This is a genomic window from Rufibacter sp. JT3400010 (assembly GCF_054956755.1).
This window is the reverse complement of record NZ_JBUDXA010000003.1, coordinates 274,312-293,189: the sequence shown is the minus strand read 5'-3', so window position 1 is coordinate 293,189 and position 18,878 is coordinate 274,312. Positions and strand designations below refer to the sequence as shown.

Below are 18,878 nucleotides of genomic sequence, written 5' to 3'. Positions count from 1 at the left end.
TGTTATACCAGTTATACCAGCTAGGATTTGCGTTCTTCCATTCATTTTAAGGTATTTCCTGTAGGAAGCACCTGCTTGTGTCTGTACCGCTATTGGCGCGAGCCTCCGGCTCGCGCTAGCAACTTGAAAAGTAGAAACCAAGAACTATTTGAAGTCCTTACTAATGGAAGGTTGTTTATGACATTTAGTATTACTAGATCTCTTCAGGAACATAAAAAAAGCGCCTCTTAACGTAAAGAGGCGCTTTTTTTATGTTCCTGAAGAAAGATTACTTCATGGCTTTAAGACCATTCAATCCATTAGTGGCATCAGCGTTAGTTGGGTCTAAGGCTTTCACTTCTTGCCAGTATTTAGTGGCATTGGCTTTGTCTTTCTTGGTATAATAGTAATAGCCAAGGTAGTTGTTAGCCGTGATTAAGTCTTTCTTGTACTTCTCCTTATCACCTGAAGTAAGCTTAATAAACTCCTCATAGTGAGGTTTTGCTAATCCTTGCTTGGTTTCCGGGTCTAAGCTATAGTTTGCACGCGCTCTCCAGAAATGACCATACGCATACGTAGGGTTGTTAGTGGTGATGATGGCGTACACACTATCGGCTGTTTTGAAATCATCATTCAACTCATGGGCATAACCGTAGTAGAAGAGATCTGTGTTGTTGGGAGGAGTAGTCGCAAATTTGGCTTTGTAGGCCTCAATTGCTTTAGGATAGTTTTTAAGGCTAAGGTATTGCTTTGCCAAAAGATCATCATACAAAGGATTTTTGGGGTCAACCTTCTTCGCCTGCTCAATAACCGCTATTGCCTCTTGTGGCTTTTTGTTTTCTACAAGTATGTTAGCATAGTACTCGTAATCTGACGGAATACGCTTAGACTCATCATACTTGTTAAAGTAAGCAGTGATGGCTTCTAGCGCTTTGTCATATTGTTTGGTGTCATAGTAAGTGTATGCCAACAAACGATTCATAGCAATATTGTTAGGATCACTCTTCAGAACAGATTGGATTTCTGTCATGGCAGTAGGGTAATCCTTTGTCAGGTAAAGAATAGAGGCATACTTTGCACGGGTCTCTGGCGTATTTTCAGCCATTGACACATACTTCTTAATGTACTCAGAACTCTTAGGATACTGCTCTGCGCGATAATATAGTTCTGCTAACTCCAGGTAGGTAGGGGCATAGTTAGGATCAGCTGCTATAGCGGCATCTAATGCTTCCTTGGCCTGTGTAAAGTTGCGGGACTGCACGTAAAGCTGGCCTTTACGCAGGTGCGCTTTGGCAAATTTGCTGTCTGCCGCAAGTGCTTTGTCATAATTGGCCATTGCCTTACCACCATCAACTGTTTTGTTGTGCAGGTAGGCATCACCTAGTAAAACAAACGCATTGGCGTTTTTGGTGTCTTTGCTAGTAGCATCTTCTAAAACTTTAATGGCCGGAGACAGATCTTTCACGCCAGAGGAAACATAGGCTTCTCCAATCATGATCTTGATATTATTGTCCTTGTTCTTAGTCATGGACAATGCTTTATCAAACAGCTGCTGCGCTTCAGCTACTCTATTTTGTTCAAGAGCTGCTTTGCCTTGTTTTACCAAACCGGCAGCAGAATTATCTTGTACAGTGTAGGAAGCGAATGCTACTTCCGCCTGGGAGGATTGTGTTAGTTCAATCTTACCAGAACGTAGCTCATTGTTATGTGCTGAGGCTCCAGCGGCAGAAAGGAAAGCAGCCGCTAAAACTCCATACGTCTTCCAGTTCTTAGTCATTTGTTTTGGTTGTTAGTGTAAGTGAAACTCTGGTTTAATTATTGTCTGAACCCTACTATCCGTACTGGCATAGAAGCTGGGACTAAGCCTGATTTCAAGATAATCCGTTGGCCTTTATCACCAGTAATGAAAGATGCAAAACCTGTGCCAAGTCCTGCCCGGGCCTCTTTGCTTACTATAAAAACCTCTCTGCGTAGAGGATAAGTTCCTTGAGCTAAATAACCTTGGTAAGGTTGTACAAAGTCGTCTTCAGAAGTGGGGTTTTCTTTGCGGCTAATACCTACCACGTTTACTCTATTGAGGAAACTAATGGCGGCGCTGTCTTGCCGGTCACTGATCCAATTCACACCTATTACGCCAATGGCGTTCCTGTTTTGTGCTACGTAGTCAACCAGTTTTGAGTTAGACGTAGAGGCATAGGTGTTAGGCGGAAGTGGTTTCTTCTGGTTAATGGAATCCAGAATGAAGCGAGCCGTGCTGGAATTACTGTTGTCAAACACAATGGTGATTTTGCCGTCTTGGGCCGAGGGGTCCAGTTGGCGCCAGTTTGTTGTGGCCCCGGTGAAAATACTTTTAACCTGCTGCAACGTGAGGGTAGTGTCTGTATTCTCTTTGTTTAAGATAAGCGCTATCCCATCTATGGCGATTTTGTTGACGCGGGGCGTTATCTTGAACTTCTCAAATTCAGCCTTCTCCTGATCGTTCAACTGCCTGGCCATGATGGCAAAGCGGATGGTATCATTGAGGAGATCATGTACTACCTGAACTTCGGGCTTATAGACGGCATTAATCTTGGCGTATTTGTACAAACCTTGAAAGGTCTGGATCTGGGCATCTACAATAGGTGCAAAAGATTCATCTACGCTTATCTTGATAGTACCACTGGTGGGTGTGTCTGCTGTTCTACCGCCAGACTGACCACAGGAAATGGTAGCAAGGGCTACTCCTGCAGTAAATAGAAAAGTTAAAAGATTAATCTTCTTCATTTCGTCTGGTTTTTTTAAAGTATTGTTGATACGCTCTCACAAATCTAATCAAACCATAGAAAAGGAGCAGTCCGCCAAAGATATATTTATACTCCCTAGGGAAAGGTATCTGCTTGGGACTAGAAAGAAGAACGTATAAGCCGAAGCCAAAGTATAGGAGCACCATGAGCAGTGACACATATTTCATGACATTCTCATAGGTACTTCTCTGGGACGTGCGTTGTGGTCTTCTGGAATAACTCATGTTTCTCCTTATGGTTTGTCTTTAAGGATGTTACGTAAAAAGCGAAGTCTACTGGTAAAAAAGAACTCCGAAGACAAACTATTCTGTAAGGAATGTCTGTCTCCGGAGTTTTTCTTGTGAAGAACCAATGCAGGTTGGCTTATTTGATCACGATGCGATAAGGAACTGTATATTTTACAGATACTTTACGACCGTTCTGCTCTCCTGGGCTCCACTTAGGCATACCCTTGATTACACGTACGGCTTCCTCATCAAGACCATAACCAAGGCCTTTTAGAACTTCAATGTTGGTGATTTCCCCGGTTGGGCCTACCACGAAAGAGAGTACCACGTTACCTTCAGCACCAGCACGCTGCGCGGCTGATGGGATACGGAATTTCTCACCCATGTATTTCATCATGGCTGCCATTCCGCCCGGGAACTCAGGCATTTTCTCTACCGCAATGTACACCTTGTCTTCAAAGACTTCCTGCACCGGACCAGTTGGGCCAGTACCGTTCTCAATGCCTTCAAGGGTTGGCGGTGCCGTAGGGTCACCTTTTACAGTTTCTGTACCAGCATCGGTCTTCTGAAGCTCTTTTACGTCTGGAATTTCTTCCTTAGTTACTTCTTCGTCTTTCTTCACTACCGGAGGCGTGAATTTAACGGTTGACCGTACAGGTGGTGGGGGTGGCGGAGCATCTGGTGGTGGTGGTGGTGGTGGCACAATCTTCTCAACGGAAGGTGGTGCGGCCAAGTCCACTACTTTTACTACCGGTGCTACTGAGGTCTCTTCCTCACCTTTGAACATTGATTGAATCAAAGGAATACTTAAGAAGAGAACAAACAGAACGATTGCAATAACAATTGCCCGGTTCACATTCTTCGTATATAGTTTACGAAGCATGTAGGCTCCATACTCTTTGTTACGGTTTTCAAAAACCATATCATCTAGAGTAGCGGTGGCTAAACGTTGGTTATCCATTATTGCGCTCCTCCTTTCTCTGCGTTTCTAAGTAGTGTAGCGTCTGCGTTGTCTAACTCTACCACAGCGTACTTCTGGGTGCTGGTGATGGCCATTTCGTCTAAGATATCTACCAGATTCTTGTAAGAAGAGGTTTCATCAGCTTTAATCAGTACTACCAGGTTAGGGTTGGCGCGTGTAGCTTCCAATACCGTTTTTCTGATACCGTTTGCAGACCAGTTGCTTTCCTCAACCGTAGGGATTGCGCCAACGTTAGGCTGGTGCAAGCCACGGTAATAGAAAATTCTGTTGTCTGCGCCAAGTAAAACGGTAAAGGCATTAGATGCTTTCAGCTCGTTTTGTTCAATTGGGTCCTTTGGCTTCACAGGCATGTTAATTTCCATGATCTGTGGCTTAGCCAATGTGGTGGTCATTACGAAGAAAGTAAGCAGCAGGAAGCCTAAGTCCACCATGGGCGTCATGTCCACCTTGGTAGAGCCTTTCTTGGCCCGCTTTTTACCGCCCTCGTCTCCGCCGGACTGTTGTATCTCTGCCATGTCGTTTCCCTTTCGTTATTTAATAACAGGTTTAACTTCCATATCGGTCACAAGATTGAAACGGTTCACGTTCTTGTCTTGTAAGATCTCAATTACACGACCAGCTACCGGATAACCTGCAGTTTGGTCTCCTTTGATGGCTACAATGGACTGAGGGTTGGAGTAACGGGCTAATTGTACCCAGTCGCCTAACTCATTTCTTGCAGAATCAATAGGAATACCTGGTTGGTTTACCTTTTTCTGATCTTCGGGTTTCATAGACAGATAGGATTTAAGCTGAGAGATAGGAACTCCAAAGGAAGCCAGAGAAGCAAATACTTCTTTTTCTGGCTGCGTGAAGCCTACGCCGTATTTCTCACTTATTTTATCTATCAGTCTCAGTTTAGTGTTTTTGTCGTCTACGCCAAAGAAAACCCGCTCATCATTACCAATGCTAATGGTGATAACGTTGGCATCTGGGGCCTTGATTTCTGTTGTTGCAGACGGCGTATCCACTACCAGCACTTCCTCTGGCGCGAACTTCGATATAAGCATGAAGAACGTTACCAGAAGGAATGCCAAGTCCACCATGGGCGTCATGTCCAGGGAGGGAGAGGTTCTGTGTGGTTTTACCTTAGGCATTTTTTACCTTCTACGTTAGAAGTTCCGTTTAATTAGATGGTTCTGTTGTTCTCAGTGTGCTGAGCGGCATACGTCTGAATGATGCTGTAAGAAGCCTCATCAATGCTGTACGTCAACTCATCAATTTTGCTGGTGAAGAAGTTGTAAGCAACAATGGCGATAGCAGAACCAGTAATACCAAGGGCAGTGTTGATCAAGGCCTCAGAGATACCGTTTGCCAACTGGGTAGCGTCTGGTGCACCACTTGCCGTTGCAAGAGCCGCGAACGCTTTAATCATACCCAATACCGTTCCAATAAGACCTACCAGAGTAGAGATAGAGGCGATAGTAGAGATGATTACCAGGTTTTTCTCCAGAATTGGTAACTCAAGAGCAGTTGCTTCTTCAATTTCCTTCTGGATAGCCAGGATACGCTGATCTTTGGTCATACCATGCTCATTGTGCATTTCTTGGTATTTCAGTAAGCCCGCTTTTACCACGTTACCTACAGAACCTTTTTGTTGGTCGCAGATAGCGATAGCGCCGTTGATGTCATTATTGTTCATCTTCTGACGTACACTTCTCACGAAAGACTCAAGACCTTTACCGCCTTTGGCTTTGTTGATGGTCAAGAAACGCTCAATTGAGAAAGTGATTACCAGAATGTTAATGGCAATAAGGATTGGTACAATAAAACCACCTTTATACACCTGGCCTAACATATTGCCTGGTAGTGGGTGGTTTGCGTTGTCACCGCCCTCAAAGTTGGCTCCATTACCAAGGATAAACAGATAAATACAAACAGCAGCGATAATAGCTACCGGAATTACAATACTTGCGAACATTGAGCCTGCTTTGCCTTCTTTCTGTTGTGCTGGTTTTGTAGTTGCAGTTGCAGGTGCACTCTTTCTTTCCATTTTTTCTAAAATTTAGGTTTAGTTGTTTGTGTTACTGTGTTAGTTGTTTGAGTTAGTGTTAATAATGAATTGGTTGTTAAAAAGTTAAATGCTCTTTTGACATTAATAATTCCCTTAATATGATTAATTCAGTAAGAGAATGACCTTAGTTTAGGAGCTACCTAAATACAAGCCTAGGGATTAAATCGCAAAAAATCAAATAATACCGCAAAATTTACTGAAAAAATCCAATCATTCTGCAATATACTTAAGAATATTAATACTACTCCCCAGGTTTGTTTTTTGTTTTTGCTTCGTTCCAGTAGACATCCATTTCGGCCAGAGTCATCTCACTCAGCTTCTTCCTCTGGGCTGCTGCAGCCTGCTCAAGGTACTGAAAACGGTGAATGAACTTCAGGTTAGTTTTAGCCAGGGCCTCCTCAGGGTTAAGGTCCAGAAAACGGGCAAAGTTGATGAGAGAGAAGAAAACATCGCCCAACTCATCGGTCGCTTTGGCCTTGTCTTCCTGTGTTAAATGAGGTTTGTCAAACTCAGCCTTGAACTCGGCTAACTCTTCTTCCACCTTCTCCCATACTTTAGAGGGTTCATCCCAATCAAATCCAACGCCGCGGGCCTTCTCCTGGATGCGCATGGCTTTCACCATGGACGGAAGTGATGAAGGAACGCCGGCCAAAACTGATTTATTGCCTTCTCTAAGCTTTAAGCTCTCCCAATTCTTTTTAACCTCTTCCTCGGTGTCGGCTTTGGTGTCTCCGTAAATATGCGGATGCCGGAAAACCAACTTGTCGCACTGGGCATTCAACACATCGGCAATGTCAAACGCCCCTTGTTCAGAAGCAATCTTCGCGTAGAAAACCAGATGCAGCAGTACGTCGCCTAGTTCTTTTTTGATTTCCGGTAAGTCCTGGGTGAGAATGGCCTCAGAGAGCTCGTAGGTCTCCTCAATGGTGAGGTGCCTGAGGCTTTCCATGGTTTGCTTCCTGTCCCAAGGGCATTTTTCACGCAAATCATCTAAAATATCCAGCAGACGGTTAAAAGCAGTAAGCTGAGCCTGTCTGGAGTAAGCGGGTACTACGGGGGTTTCCATGTAACAAATTTAAACGTAATGTAAGGATTTCAGGCGCTATACGCACTTTCTTCCTAAAGCAGTAACACTACAAACCATAAACTTTGACGGTGCAGTAGGGGGCGGACCTGTTTTCAAGCATTTTTCAGAAAAAAAGCTGAAACAAGTACGTTCTGGCTTAGACCTTGTCTGCGCGAAGAACGATTTATTTACTACCATGATGCACGCCTGTTCAGGATTCCATAAAGGAAACAGAAAAAAATAAATCTTTCTGCGGCTACTGTCTAGGGCCATGCGTGGCAGGTGAAAACAAACCAGCGTTCTTCACCGGCAGGAATACCTGAAGCTAAGATAGGTTTTTAGGAATGCACTTGAATACTTTACCTAAAGAAATAGGTGTTTATCTGTGGGAATAGGTAAAAGGCGCAGGTGGTTTTAAGGGTGTTTTTGAGAAAGATGCCTATAAACGCCAGGCTTGTCTAACCGCACACAGGTTCTGCTTGCTCCTGTATAATAGGAAATGTGCTACTCTGTTGCCCTGCTTCCTTGTGGTTCAGTTTTAGGCATGTTTCAGCTAATAATCTGGCAAACGCTTGTTTTTAGCGGTGTTAAAGAATTGCGCAAGACTGGCAAAAGTAGCGATATTGGGGCCTTTATATTTCTCTTTGCTTTGATTCGTTTCAATTTTACTACTTTTGCATGTTCAAAAATAGGAATCTGTGGCACTTATAAAATCAATATCAGGCATAAGAGGTACAATTGGGGGGAACGTGGGAGAGGCCCTTACCCCGGTAGATGTAGTGAAATTTGCGGCGGCGTTTGGTACCTGGGTACTGCAAACCACCCAGAATGATACCATTGTGATTGGCCGTGACGCCCGTTTGTCTGGCGAAATGGTGAACAGATTAGTGGCTGCCACCTTGCAAGGGTTGGGCATTAACGTGATTGATCTAGGTCTCTCTACCACGCCCACCGTAGAAATGGCCGTTCCGGCCAAGAAAGCCGGCGGCGGAATCATTCTGACGGCCAGCCACAATCCCAAGCAATGGAACGCCCTCAAACTCCTGAACCAGCACGGCGAGTTCATCAACGACGCCGAAGGAAAACTGGTGCTGGAACTGGCCGAGCAGGAGTCTTTCCAGTTCGCGGAAGTGACCAAACTGGGGAAATATACCCAATCAGATAAATTCCTGAAGAAGCACATCAAAGCCATTCTGGATCTGCCGCTGGTAGACGTGGAGGCTATTAAAGCCAAAAACTTTAGGGTAGTGGTAGACGCCGTGAACTCCAGCGGCGGTTTCGCCGTGCCTATGCTTTTAGAAGCACTGGGCGTGGAGCACATTGAGAAAATTCACTGCGATCCTACCGGGCACTTCGCCCATAACCCTGAGCCACTCCCTGAGAACTTGGGTGAAATCTCCCGCGTGATGGAAAAAGGGAAGTTTGACTTGGGTATTGTGGTAGACCCAGACGTAGACCGCCTGGCCTTGATCAATGAAGATGGCAGCATGTTCGGTGAGGAATATACGCTGGTGGCTGTTTCTGACTACGTTTTGCAAAACCAGGTAGGAAATACCGTTTCCAATCTTTCCTCTACCCGCGCCCTGCGCGACGTAACTGAGAAAGCGGGCGGACAATACTTTGCGGCTGCCGTGGGCGAGGTGAACGTGGTAAACATGATGAAAGCCCAGAATGCTATTATTGGCGGCGAAGGCAATGGAGGCATCATTTACCCAGAACTGCACTACGGCCGTGACGCGTTGGTGGGCATTGCGCTGTTTTTAACGCATTTGGCCAAATCTGGCTTAAGAATGTCGCGGTTACGGGCGAAGTATCCTAACTACTACATCTCTAAAAACAAGATTGAGCTTACCAAAGACATTGACGTAGATGCGGTACTGGCCAAAGTGCAGAAACAATACGCCAAGCAGCCCATCAACACCATTGACGGCGTCAAGATTGAGTTCAACAAAGAATGGGTGCACCTGCGTAAATCCAACACCGAGCCCATCATCAGAATCTACGCTGAGTCTGACAGCCTTTCCACCGCTGACCACCTGGCGAACAAAATCATTGGCGATATCAAAGAAATCATCTCAGAGAAATCTGAGTAGGGCTTCAGTTTAGGGCTGGTTTCTGAAAAGTTGACCTTAAACCGAAACTTCAGTGTTTTCCTTGTCTATCGGCTTGCCACTCTTCTTGCTTAAAATACCAGGTTCTGCCTGCGTAAAGTCTTAAAATTATGAACCGTACCTGTTTCACTTGCTGTTGTTGTAAAAAGTAAATTCTATCATGCGTGTATATTTAGATAATGCGGCGACTACGCCCCTGGATAAAGAAGTTTTTGAGGTAATGGCTCCCTTCATGCTGGAACATTACGGAAATCCATCCTCTATACACGCGCACGGTAGGCAGGTGCGGGCGGCCATTGAAGGTGCCCGGAAAACAGTTGCGGGCTTAATCAACGCCTCGCCCTCAGAAGTGTTCTTTACCTCCGGCGGTACCGAGGCCGACAATCTGGCCATTATCTGCTCTATCCGCAGCCTGGGTATCAAACATGCCATCTCTTCGCCACTGGAACACCACGCAGTCTTGCACTCGCTGGAGGCATTGGAGAAGACCGGCGAGATTGAATTGACCATGCTACGCGTAGATGCCAATGGCGTGCTGGATTTGCAGCATTTAGAAGAAACCTTGCCGGCCCAGCCCCGCACGTTGGTGTCTATCATGCACGCCAACAATGAATTGGGTAACCTGAACGACATCCAGGCTATTGCCGATATCTGCAAGAAGTACAACGCCATCTTCCACTCAGATACGGTGCAGACCATGGGCCACTATCGTCATGATGTACAGGCGTTGGGCGCGAACTTTCTGGTAGGTTCCGGTCATAAGTTCCACGGTCCCAAAGGTGTAGGCTTCATTTACGTAGATTCCTCGGTGAAGATCCATCCATTGATCCAAGGTGGATCGCAGGAGCGGAACATGCGCGGTGGCACCGAGAACGTGTACGGCATTGTGGGCTTAGCCAAAGCCCTGGAAATTGCCTACCGCGATATGGACGAGCACCACCGCCACATCCAAAGTTTGAAAGACCGCATGGTTTCTAAACTGCGCGAGCAGATAGAAGACGTGCAGTTCAACGGCCTTTCGGCCGAAGCTGATAAAAGCCTTTACACCGTTCTGAACGTGAGCCTTCCGGCCTCAGACATGAACGAGATGCTGCTCTTTAACTTAGATATTGCTAAAATATCCGCCTCCGGCGGAAGCGCCTGCACCAGTGGCGTAGACTTAGGTTCCCATGTGTTACGTGCTATTGGAACAGACATGGAGCGCGGCAACGTGCGGTTCTCGTTTAGTAAATACAACACCCTAGAAGAGATTGACTACGCGGTGGCTACTTTAGCGAAACTGTACCAGAAAGAAGCCGTGTAAGTTGAAACACAGTAATTGATACACAGAAAGCCCTGCCTTGCCGCAGGGCTTTCTGTTTTTAGGCCTGTTTACAGAAAAATAACCTAAAAACGTGGTGTGTCTTCCCTTCAGTAGGCTGAATGTGAAGCAGAACCGTAGTAGCTTTGCAATATCATTCTACAGACATGGCAGACCTAGGCAAAGATTTACAAAAAGCCGCCGCATATCTTACCCAAGGCGATTTAGTCGCCATACCCACCGAAACCGTGTACGGACTGGCCGCTAACGCCTACGATGAGGCCGCCGTGGTGAAAATCTTCGAGGCCAAGAACCGTCCTGCATTTGACCCGCTCATTGTGCACACGCACGCTATTTCTGAGGTAAGCACCATCGCCCGAGAAGTACCCGATGTGGCCTATCTGCTGGCCGAGCGTTTTTGGCCCGGCCCTTTAACGCTCATTTTGCCCAAAGCAGAACATATTCCCTTGCTGGTCACCTCGGGCCATGACTCCGTTGGGGTGCGCATTCCCAACCATCCGCTTACGCTAGATTTGTTGAGGCAATTGCCTTTCCCAGTGGCGGCGCCTAGCGCCAATCCGTTCGGGTATGTGAGCCCTACCACGGCCCAGCACGTACAGAACCAATTGGGCAGCCGTATTCCGTATATTTTGGACGGAGGTGCCTGCGCCGTGGGCATTGAATCCACCATTCTAAGTCTGAATGGAGATGAAGTAGAAGTACTCCGCTTAGGCGGCCTGGCCTTAGAGGAACTGGAAGAAGTAGTGCAGATTTCCAAAGCGCGTATTAAAACATCTTCGTCCAATCCCGCCGCCCCCGGTATGCTCAGCAGTCATTACTCGCCTCGCAAGAAGGTGCTGCTAGGCTCCATTGAAGAGAATCTCCAATTGGTAGACCCCGCCAGAGTGGGTACCATTTCGCTTCGAAAAAATTTCCCGCAGGTTCCTATTGAACAGCAAATCCAGCTTTCCGCCAATGGCGACCTCGGCGAAGCCGCCCGTACCCTGTTTTCCGCCCTGCGTTCCTTAGATGAACAACCCATTGACGTAATTCTGGCAGAGCCGATGCCAGAACAAGGTTTAGGCCGCGCCATCAATGACCGCCTGCAACGCGCGAGTTTCCAAGGTTAGGGGCTGAGCGTTTTGGAGCCGTTTTACAGAAATCAGCCTCTAAATGGTTAGCAAGTTTTTCCCATACTCTAACGCTGGCGCGAGCCTCCGGCTCGTGTCCGCACGAATTCCTAATCTTTTGCTTTCTTACAAACATTCGATGCGCTGGTTTATTCCTTTGCTTTCCATCCATCCCACTTTGTCATCTTGGAAAGATCTTGTGGGCGAACTAGAAAGCCTTGTCTTAAGCGCTTTTACCGTTTGCTCACTAGATCCTTTCAGGATGACAAAAGAGGGGGAAGCGTAAGGAATGCGTGCGGACACGAGCCGGAGGCTGTCTACTAATCGTTTCTTGTTATTTTATTTTGAGGCTGATTTTTAGCAAGTAGCTTCAAAACAGGTCTAAAACAAAAAACGCCAGCCCTTCTTAAAAGGCTGGCGTTTTCTGTTCAAAGGTAAGTTCAGACTACAAGTTACGCTGGATAAACTCGGTCATCTTGGTAAACAAGTGGATGCTGGTGTTACCGCCGCTGATGCCGTGGTTCCGGTTAGGGTAGTAGGCACTCTCAAACGGAATGTTGGCTTTCACCAGGGCGTTTACCATCTCAATAGAGTTCTGGAAATGCACGTTGTCATCGCCGGTGCCGTGAATGAGCAGGTACTTGCCGCGCAGCTTGTTCGCGTGGGTGATGGGCGAGTTGTCATCATAGCCTTTGGCGTTGTCCTGCGGCAGTTTCAAGAAGCGCTCGGTGTAGATGGAGTCATAGAAACGCCAGTTGATCACCGGAGCTACCGCAATGGCCGCTTTGAAAACATCAGCGCCTTTGGTGATGGCCAGCGAACTCATGTAGCCCCCGAAGCTCCAGCCCCAGATACCAATGCGGCCTTTGTCTACGTACGGCAGGTTGCCCAAATGCTTAGCGCCTTCAATCTGGTCAATCACTTCATAGTGGCCCAGGTTGCCATAGGTCATCTTCTTGAACTCCGCGCCGCGGCCGCCGGTACCCCGGTTGTCAATCACGGCAATGATGTAGCCTTGCTTGGTGAGATAACTGTGCCACAGGTAATTGCGGCCTCTCCAGCTATCTACTACTTCCTGGCTGCCGGGGCCGCTGTACTGGAACATAAGCACCGGGTACTTTTTGTTCGGGTCGAAGTCAGTAGGTTTGATGGTGTAGCCGTTCAGGGTCACGTTCTCTGAGGTCTTGAACTGGAAGAACTCGGGCTTGGGCAGGTTGTAGGTGGCCAGCGTGTTTTTCAGGTTCTCGTTGCTTTCCAAGACTTTGATCTGCTTGCCGTCTGAGGTGTGCAGGCTCACCACCGTAGGCGTGGTGATGGTGGAGTAATAGTCCAGGTAATATTTGAAATCGCGGCTCAAGTTGATGGTGTGCGTGCCTTTGGCGGGCGTAAGGCTTTTTTTGTTCTTGCCGTTCAACCCGATGCTGTACAAATGGCGCTCCATGGGCGAAACTTCGGTGGAAGTGAAATACACTACGTTGTTTTTCTCGTCTACACCATAGAAGCTACTTACTTCCCACTTGCCTTTCGTGATTTGGCGTACCAACTTGCCGTTCATATCATACAGGTACAGGTGGTTGAAGCCGTCTTTCTCAGAGCTGTGCACAAACTGCTTGCCATTGGCCAGGTAGGTCAAATCATCAGTGATGTCAATGTAGGCTTTGTCAGTCTCTTTCAGAACCACTTTGCTCTGGCCGGTCTGCGTGTTGGCGTGCAGAATCTCCAGGGTGTTCTGCAAACGGTTCATGCGCCGGATGGACAATAGGTTAGGGGTGTTGGTCCAGTTGATGCGTGGGATGTACTGGTCGGCCTCATTGCCAGTTTCCATCTTGGTGGTTTTGCCAGAGCCTAGGTCGAAGGTGTAGATGGATACCGTGGCGTTTTTCTCCCCGGCTTTCGGGTACTTGAACTTGTAGTCCTGCGGATACAGCGGCCCCCACATCTGCATGTTGTACTCGGGTACCTGGCTCTCATCGAACTTGTAGAAGGCAATCTGGTTTCCCTGCGGCGACCAGAAGAACGCCTGCGCAAACCCGAATTCCTCTTCGTACACCCAATCGGTACCGCCATTGATAATGAAGTTCCATTTACCGTCATTCGTAATCTGGCGCTCCTGCATGGTAGCTAAGTCTACGTAGAACAGGTTGTTGTCCCGCACGAAGGCCACGAATTTGTTGTCAGGCGAGAAAGTAGCGTAACTCTGTTTGTCGCCCTGGCTAAGTTTCTGTAGTTTCTTGCTGGCACGGTCATACACATAGAAATGGCCTTTGCTGCTGCGTCGGTAGATAGGTTCGTGCTCGGTCTCAAACAAGATTTTGGTCTCATCTGCGCTGAAGGTATAGTCATCGTACTCCAGCGTTTTGCCGTTTACCTTGATGGCCTCGCCCTCAATAATAGTGCTCACCGGCTGACCCGTAGTCACGTCTACTTGCACGATGTCCACAGCTTGGTTGGCCTGGTCGGCTACTTGCGAGGAGTAAAACTGGCCGTTACGCATCCAGTTCACGCCGTACACCGAGCGGGCCTGAAAGGTGCCTTTCCGGAAAATGTCGTCTAAATCAAAATCGCGTTTCTGCTGGGCTTGGGTGCTTACCGCCATCAAAAGGCAGGAGGCCGCAACAAGCCAGCGGTTCATTCTATGTTTCATTCGGTCGGTTAGAAAGTTCGTAGCCTTAAATTTAGGCAATTATTAGGTAATGAGAGATTGAATGGTTGAATGAATGGGAGAATAATAGGGCACGCAAGTATTCATTCAGTCTCTCACTCCCTCAATCAATTAAAACTTGATGCACACATTCTGCGGGTCGGTAAAGAAGCGAAGGGCTTCCCAGCCGCCTTCCCGTCCAACGCCGCTTTGCTTGGTGCCGCCAAACGGGGTGCGCAAATCCCGAAGGAGCCAGGTGTTCACCCACACAATACCTGATTGCAGTTGATGCGCTACTCGGTGCGCTCTGGTGAGGTCCTGCGTCCAGACCGAAGCGGCCAGGCCATACTGCGTGTAGTTGGCGTAGGTGAGCGCTTCTTCCTCGGTGTCAAACGGCATGAGCGTGACTACCGGTCCAAAGATTTCCTCTGTGTTGGTGCGGCAGGTGTGCGGAAGGCCTTCAAAGACGGTGGGCTGCAGAAAGTAGCCGTTCTCACAGCGGCCCTCCAGGTGCACCCGTTCGCCGCCGGTGAGCAGCGTGCCGCCTTCTTCCTGCGCCAGGGCAATGTATTGCTGCACTTTCTGCAAATGCGCTTCAGAGACCAACGCACCCATTCTGGAATCAGCTTCCATGGGGTCGCCTACCGTTAGTTTTTTGACTCTTTCCAGAAAAGCAGCCTTGAAACGGTCATACAGTGGGCGCTCCACTAAGATGCGGGAGCCGCACAGGCAAATCTGGCCTTGGTTTGAGAAGGCAGCCTGTACAGCAGTGTTCACCGTTTTCTCAAAGTCACAATCGGCAAAGATGACGGTGGCGTTCTTGCCACCCAATTCCAGCGACAGCTTCTTGAACATCGGTGCCGCCGTACGCGCGATGGTTTTGCCGGTTTGAGTTCCGCCGGTGAAGGAAATGGCTTTCACCTCGGGGTGTTCGCACATAGCCGCGCCCACTTTGGGGCCGGTGCCGTGGACGATGTTCAGCACACCCGCAGGTAAACCGGCCTCCACGCATAGTTCTGCCAGCAGAAAAGCAGTGTAGGGTGTAATCTCAGAAGGTTTGGCGACCACGCAATTCCCGGCAGCCAGGGCAGGCGCAATTTTCCAGGTAAACAAATAAAGTGGAAGGTTCCACGGGGAAATGCAGGCTACTACGCCCAATGGTTTGCGCACCGTATAGTTCACCGCCACGCCTTCCATGGTGTGGGCCTCGGAGGCGAAGTGCTGGATACCCGTCCCGAAGAAGTACAGGTTGCTGCTGGCCCTCGGGATGTCGACGGTTCTGGAGAGCGAAAGCGGTTTGCCGTTGTCGGTGGTCTCAGCTTCGGCAAGGCGCTCCAGGTTTTGGTCAATCAGCTCGGAGAGCTTTATAAGAAAACGGCCCCGTTTCTCAGCGGACAGCGAGGACCAGGCTGGAAACGCGGCCTGCGCCGCTTCCACGGCTGCCTGCACGTCGCGCTCATCAGAATCAGGAATCTGCGAGTACACTTCACCAGTGGCCGGATTGATATTGGGCAGGTACGCGCCAGAAATTGGAGCTTGGAAAGTGCCGTTGAGGAAGTTCTGGAGGTGCAGCATGGGGAAACGCTAGAGGTTGGATGCAAAAAAAACGTAGCGGCGTTACACTGTAACGCCGAGGTTCTCCTAGGTAAATATCGTTCTATTCAACTATAAAGGGTCTTTCAGGCCAATCGTTATAGAAACGGCTAAGGCGTTGAGATACCTCTTTGGGACTTCAGCCTCGGCGTTACGGTGTAACGCCGCTATAGATTCCCCAAACGTCCGCCGTCTACTGGTACGTTGATGCCGTTGATGTAGCCTGCGGCGGGGGAGGCCAGAAACGCAGCGGCAGCGGCTACCTCGGCGGGTTCCGCGAAACGGTTGGCCGGGATGCCTGCCAGCATCTCTTTTTCAATTTCTTCCCTGCGGAGGCCGGTTTTCTGCATGCGAGTTTCAATGAGCGAGTGGTGGCGGGCGGTGAGGGTGGCACCGGGTAGCACGTTGTTCACTGTAATTCCGAAGGGGGCCAGTTCAAAGGAAAGAGTCTTCGCCCAGTTAGCGACGGCACCCCGGATGGTGTTGGATACGCCCAATCCTTTGATAGGCTGCTTCACCGAGGTGGAGATGATGTTGATGATTCGGCCATAACCGGCTTCTTTCATGTAGGGCACCACCGCCTGTACCAGCACATGGTTAGACAGCAGGTGCGCCGCAAAAGCATTTTCGAATTCTTCCAGCGCCGCGTCTAAGGCTGGTCCGCCTGCCGGACCGCCGGTGTTGTTGACCAAGATATGCGCCTCGCCTAGTTTCGCTAAATGGGCCTCTAAACGCTCCTGCACCTCGCGCGGGCGGCTGAAATCGGCGACTACGTACTGGTGCCGCTGTCCGGCCTCAGTGGAGAGTTCCTGCAAGGTTTCTTGGAGGCGTTCTTCGTTTCGGGCTACCAACGTGACTGTGGCGCCTAATAGCGCTAGCTCCAGAGCCACCGCCTTCCCGATGCCTTGCGTACTGCCGCAGACCACGGCGTGCTTGTGCTGTAAATTCAAATCCATTATAAAACGTTCTGAGTCTTGAGTGCTGAGTTCTGAGTAAGCAAAATAGGAAATATTGCGGTGACCTGTTCCTTTCCCTTCTTGTCATCCTGGAAAGATCTTGTGGGCAAGCGGTAGTACTTACGTAACTGACAAGATACTGGCAGAATGCCAAAGAGCTTTCAGCATTTTGTTACTACTATTTCAGTGCTACTTTTTAGGAAATGGCTTCAAAACGGCGTCTATCTTTTGTGCAAGAGGTTTCGTACCTTGGAGCAGTCTCTGGCCTAAACCAAAGACGCATTATCTACTCAAACGCTACTATCATGGCCTTACAACCTGCCTTCAATTTCAAAAAATGGATAGAAGAACACCGCCACCTGCTCAAGCCGCCGGTGGGCAACCAACAGGTGTACAAAGACAACAAAGACTTTATTGTGATGGTGGTGGGCGGACCCAACTCGCGCAAAGATTACCACATCAACAACGGCGAGGAGTTCTTCTTCCAGTTGGAAGGCGACATCGTGCTGAAGGTGATTGACAATGGCGAGTTCAAAGACATTCACATCAACGAAGGCGATATTTTCCTGCTTCCACCCAACGTGCCACACTCCCCGCGCCGTGGTCCCAATACCGTAGGCTTGGTGATGGAACGCTATCGCGATGAAAGTGAACTAGACGGTTTCCAGTGGTACTGCGAGAACTGCAATACCAAACTGTACGAAGAATTTATTCCCGTTTCTGATATTGTGGGCCAATTGCCTGTAGTCATGAACGCTTTCTGGGCCTCAGACGAGAAACGCACCTGCTCCAACTGCGGGGAAGTAATGGCGAAGCCAGCTCCGGTGCAGTAATTTCTATTCAAGGAGTGGCTAAAGAGGAACTAAACTTTTTATAATAAAGATTTAGATGGAGGAAACCTTATATTTTATGGCTCCGATTCTAATTTGCCTTGTGCCTCTAGGAATCCTTCTATTCTGGGTTTTTAAGGTGTATAAAAAGCATTTACGTACCTCTTTGAACATACTTAAGTTTTCCTTAGCCATTAGTGTGTTGCCATTTGTCTATTGTATAGTGGCGTTTCCGCTCATGCAGATGGGATTAGGGGCTGATTTTGTCCTTAGAGCAATTGTGTGGCCTTTCTACCTTTCTATGTATCTTGCCCTTATAGGTCTGATAGGGGCAGGAATTCCATTGGGTATAATGGCAATAGATAAGTTACTAGACAAAGACTAATCCTTACTGCCTACTAACATAGCAAAGGCCCGCTTTCTCTGGAGAAAGCGGGCCTTTGCTATGTTAGTCGTTTTAAAGCCAATTTCCAGAAAACGGGCTGAAAGGAGCTTATTCTTCTTCGTGGTCTTCTTTCATGTTGTGGTACACGGCCTGCACGTCATCGTCTTCTTCCAGGCGGTCCAGAAGTTTGGTCATGTCTTCTTGCTGCTCCGGGGAAAGTTCTTTCAGAACGGTAGGGTAGCGCTGCAGTTCAGAGGTTTTTACGTGGATGCCGCGCTCTTCCAGGGCTTTCTGCATCGCTCCAAAATCAGCGAAAGAGGTTTGGATGATGATTTCGTTCTCTTCCTCGTCTTTGTCAATGCTCTCCAGCCCGAAGTCAATCAGGTCTAGTTCCAGTTCTTCCATGTCCAGGCCTTCCCCGTTCAGGTGGAACACGCCTTTGCGTTCAAAGATGAAATCGAACTGGCCGGTGCGTCCCAACTCACCGCCAGTGCGGTTGAAGTGCATGCGCACATTGGCCACGGTGCGGTTTACGTTGTCGGTAGCGGTTTCTACCAGAACGGCTACGCCGTGCGGGCCATAACCTTCATATACAACTTCTGAGTAATCACTTTCTTCTTTGCCCTGCGCACGTTTAATGGCGGCTTCCACGCGGTCTTTGGGCATGTTCACCCCTTTGGCGTTCTGGATGCACACGCGCAGACGGGCGTTGGTGTCTGGGTCGGGACCGCCAGATTTCACGGCCATCACAATCTCTTTCCCTATGCGGGTGAACTGCTTGGACATCATGTCCCAGCGTTTCATCTTCCGGGCTTTCCGGAACTCAAATGCTCTTCCCATTG

The 18,878-nt window shown here is 48.5% G+C and carries 15 protein-coding genes; 4 read left to right on the top strand and 11 right to left on the bottom strand.

Annotated features, from left to right (window positions below):
• Positions 1 to 268: 268 nt before the first annotated feature.
• The 7 genes from ACY0JR_RS04680 to mazG all read right to left on the bottom strand — a co-directional run bounded on the left by ACY0JR_RS04680 (position 269) and on the right by mazG (position 7,090).
• Complete coding sequence (locus ACY0JR_RS04680; protein WP_462632749.1) at positions 269 to 1,507, bottom strand: tetratricopeptide repeat protein; 1,239 nt, start codon at positions 1,505 to 1,507, stop codon at positions 269 to 271.
• Between the two features lie 287 nt (positions 1,508 to 1,794).
• Positions 1,795 to 2,742 (bottom strand): PstS family phosphate ABC transporter substrate-binding protein, encoded by a 948-nt coding sequence (locus ACY0JR_RS04675; RefSeq protein WP_462632748.1) that lies wholly within the window; start codon positions 2,740 to 2,742, stop codon positions 1,795 to 1,797.
• A gap of 383 nt (positions 2,743 to 3,125) precedes the next feature.
• Positions 3,126 to 3,950 (bottom strand): energy transducer TonB, encoded by an 825-nt coding sequence (locus ACY0JR_RS04670; protein WP_462632747.1) that lies wholly within the window; start codon positions 3,948 to 3,950, stop codon positions 3,126 to 3,128.
• Positions 3,950 to 4,486, bottom strand: coding sequence for an ExbD/TolR family protein (locus ACY0JR_RS04665; RefSeq protein WP_462632746.1), 537 nt, complete (start codon positions 4,484 to 4,486; stop codon positions 3,950 to 3,952). The genes ACY0JR_RS04670 and ACY0JR_RS04665 overlap by 1 nt, the downstream gene beginning before the upstream one ends.
• 15 nt (positions 4,487 to 4,501) lie before the next feature.
• Complete coding sequence (locus tag ACY0JR_RS04660) at positions 4,502 to 5,107, bottom strand: ExbD/TolR family protein (RefSeq protein WP_462632745.1); 606 nt, start codon at positions 5,105 to 5,107, stop codon at positions 4,502 to 4,504.
• A 32-nt stretch (positions 5,108 to 5,139) separates the two neighbouring features.
• Positions 5,140 to 6,003 (bottom strand): MotA/TolQ/ExbB proton channel family protein, encoded by an 864-nt coding sequence (locus ACY0JR_RS04655; protein WP_462632744.1) that lies wholly within the window; start codon positions 6,001 to 6,003, stop codon positions 5,140 to 5,142.
• A 262-nt stretch (positions 6,004 to 6,265) separates the two neighbouring features.
• A complete protein-coding gene (gene mazG, locus ACY0JR_RS04650) occupies positions 6,266 to 7,090 on the bottom strand; it encodes a nucleoside triphosphate pyrophosphohydrolase (RefSeq protein ID WP_462632743.1) in 825 nt (274 codons plus the stop codon).
• A 698-nt stretch (positions 7,091 to 7,788) separates the two neighbouring features.
• On the opposite strand from mazG, the gene glmM reads away from it, so the two are divergent.
• From glmM to ACY0JR_RS04635, 3 genes are all read left to right on the top strand, one after another.
• Positions 7,789 to 9,183, top strand: coding sequence for a phosphoglucosamine mutase (gene glmM, locus ACY0JR_RS04645; protein ID WP_462632742.1), 1,395 nt, complete (start codon positions 7,789 to 7,791; stop codon positions 9,181 to 9,183).
• Between the two features lie 178 nt (positions 9,184 to 9,361).
• Positions 9,362 to 10,504 carry a cysteine desulfurase family protein gene (locus tag ACY0JR_RS04640; RefSeq protein ID WP_462632741.1) on the top strand — a complete coding sequence of 381 codons (1,143 nt, stop codon included), beginning with the start codon at positions 9,362 to 9,364 and terminating at the stop codon, positions 10,502 to 10,504.
• A 164-nt stretch (positions 10,505 to 10,668) separates the two neighbouring features.
• Positions 10,669 to 11,631 carry an L-threonylcarbamoyladenylate synthase gene (locus ACY0JR_RS04635; RefSeq protein ID WP_462632739.1) on the top strand — a complete coding sequence of 321 codons (963 nt, stop codon included), beginning with the start codon at positions 10,669 to 10,671 and terminating at the stop codon, positions 11,629 to 11,631.
• A 445-nt stretch (positions 11,632 to 12,076) separates the two neighbouring features.
• Here the strand turns inward: ACY0JR_RS04635 and ACY0JR_RS04630 are convergent, their stop codons facing one another.
• The 3 genes from ACY0JR_RS04630 to ACY0JR_RS04620 all read right to left on the bottom strand — a co-directional run bounded on the left by ACY0JR_RS04630 (position 12,077) and on the right by ACY0JR_RS04620 (position 16,821).
• Complete coding sequence (locus ACY0JR_RS04630; protein ID WP_462632738.1) at positions 12,077 to 14,263, bottom strand: S9 family peptidase; 2,187 nt, start codon at positions 14,261 to 14,263, stop codon at positions 12,077 to 12,079.
• 141 nt (positions 14,264 to 14,404) lie between these two features.
• Positions 14,405 to 15,847 (bottom strand): aldehyde dehydrogenase, encoded by a 1,443-nt coding sequence (locus ACY0JR_RS04625; RefSeq protein ID WP_462632736.1) that lies wholly within the window; start codon positions 15,845 to 15,847, stop codon positions 14,405 to 14,407.
• A gap of 185 nt (positions 15,848 to 16,032) precedes the next feature.
• Entirely contained in the window at positions 16,033 to 16,821 is a 789-nt protein-coding gene (locus ACY0JR_RS04620; protein ID WP_462632735.1) for an SDR family oxidoreductase, read from the bottom strand.
• 305 nt (positions 16,822 to 17,126) lie between these two features.
• Between ACY0JR_RS04620 and ACY0JR_RS04615 the strand changes: the two genes are divergently transcribed.
• Entirely contained in the window at positions 17,127 to 17,654 is a 528-nt protein-coding gene (locus tag ACY0JR_RS04615; protein ID WP_462632734.1) for a 3-hydroxyanthranilate 3,4-dioxygenase, read from the top strand.
• Between the two features lie 490 nt (positions 17,655 to 18,144).
• Here the strand turns inward: ACY0JR_RS04615 and ACY0JR_RS04610 are convergent, their stop codons facing one another.
• Complete coding sequence (locus tag ACY0JR_RS04610; protein WP_462632733.1) at positions 18,145 to 18,876, bottom strand: YebC/PmpR family DNA-binding transcriptional regulator; 732 nt, start codon at positions 18,874 to 18,876, stop codon at positions 18,145 to 18,147.
• Between the last annotated feature and the right edge of the window lie 2 nt (positions 18,877 to 18,878).

Coding starts and splice junctions, on each gene's coding strand:
- ACY0JR_RS04680 (WP_462632749.1), bottom strand. CDS start 1,507: ATGACTAAGAACAAGGACAATAATATCAAGATCATGATTGGAGAAGCC.
- ACY0JR_RS04675 (WP_462632748.1), bottom strand. CDS start 2,742: ATGAAGAAGATTAATCTTTTAACTTTTCTATTTACTGCAGGAGTAGCC.
- ACY0JR_RS04670 (WP_462632747.1), bottom strand. CDS start 3,950: ATGGATAACCAACGTTTAGCCACCGCTACTCTAGATGATATGGTTTTT.
- ACY0JR_RS04665 (WP_462632746.1), bottom strand. CDS start 4,486: ATGGCAGAGATACAACAGTCCGGCGGAGACGAGGGCGGTAAAAAGCGG.
- ACY0JR_RS04660 (WP_462632745.1), bottom strand. CDS start 5,107: ATGCCTAAGGTAAAACCACACAGAACCTCTCCCTCCCTGGACATGACG.
- ACY0JR_RS04655 (WP_462632744.1), bottom strand. CDS start 6,003: ATGGAAAGAAAGAGTGCACCTGCAACTGCAACTACAAAACCAGCACAA.
- mazG (WP_462632743.1), bottom strand. CDS start 7,090: ATGGAAACCCCCGTAGTACCCGCTTACTCCAGACAGGCTCAGCTTACT.
- ACY0JR_RS04640 (WP_462632741.1), top strand. CDS start 9,362: ATGCGTGTATATTTAGATAATGCGGCGACTACGCCCCTGGATAAAGAA.
- ACY0JR_RS04635 (WP_462632739.1), top strand. CDS start 10,669: ATGGCAGACCTAGGCAAAGATTTACAAAAAGCCGCCGCATATCTTACC.
- ACY0JR_RS04630 (WP_462632738.1), bottom strand. CDS start 14,263: ATGAACCGCTGGCTTGTTGCGGCCTCCTGCCTTTTGATGGCGGTAAGC.
- ACY0JR_RS04625 (WP_462632736.1), bottom strand. CDS start 15,847: ATGCTGCACCTCCAGAACTTCCTCAACGGCACTTTCCAAGCTCCAATT.
- ACY0JR_RS04620 (WP_462632735.1), bottom strand. CDS start 16,821: ATGGATTTGAATTTACAGCACAAGCACGCCGTGGTCTGCGGCAGTACG.
- ACY0JR_RS04615 (WP_462632734.1), top strand. CDS start 17,127: ATGGCCTTACAACCTGCCTTCAATTTCAAAAAATGGATAGAAGAACAC.
- ACY0JR_RS04610 (WP_462632733.1), bottom strand. CDS start 18,876: ATGGGAAGAGCATTTGAGTTCCGGAAAGCCCGGAAGATGAAACGCTGG.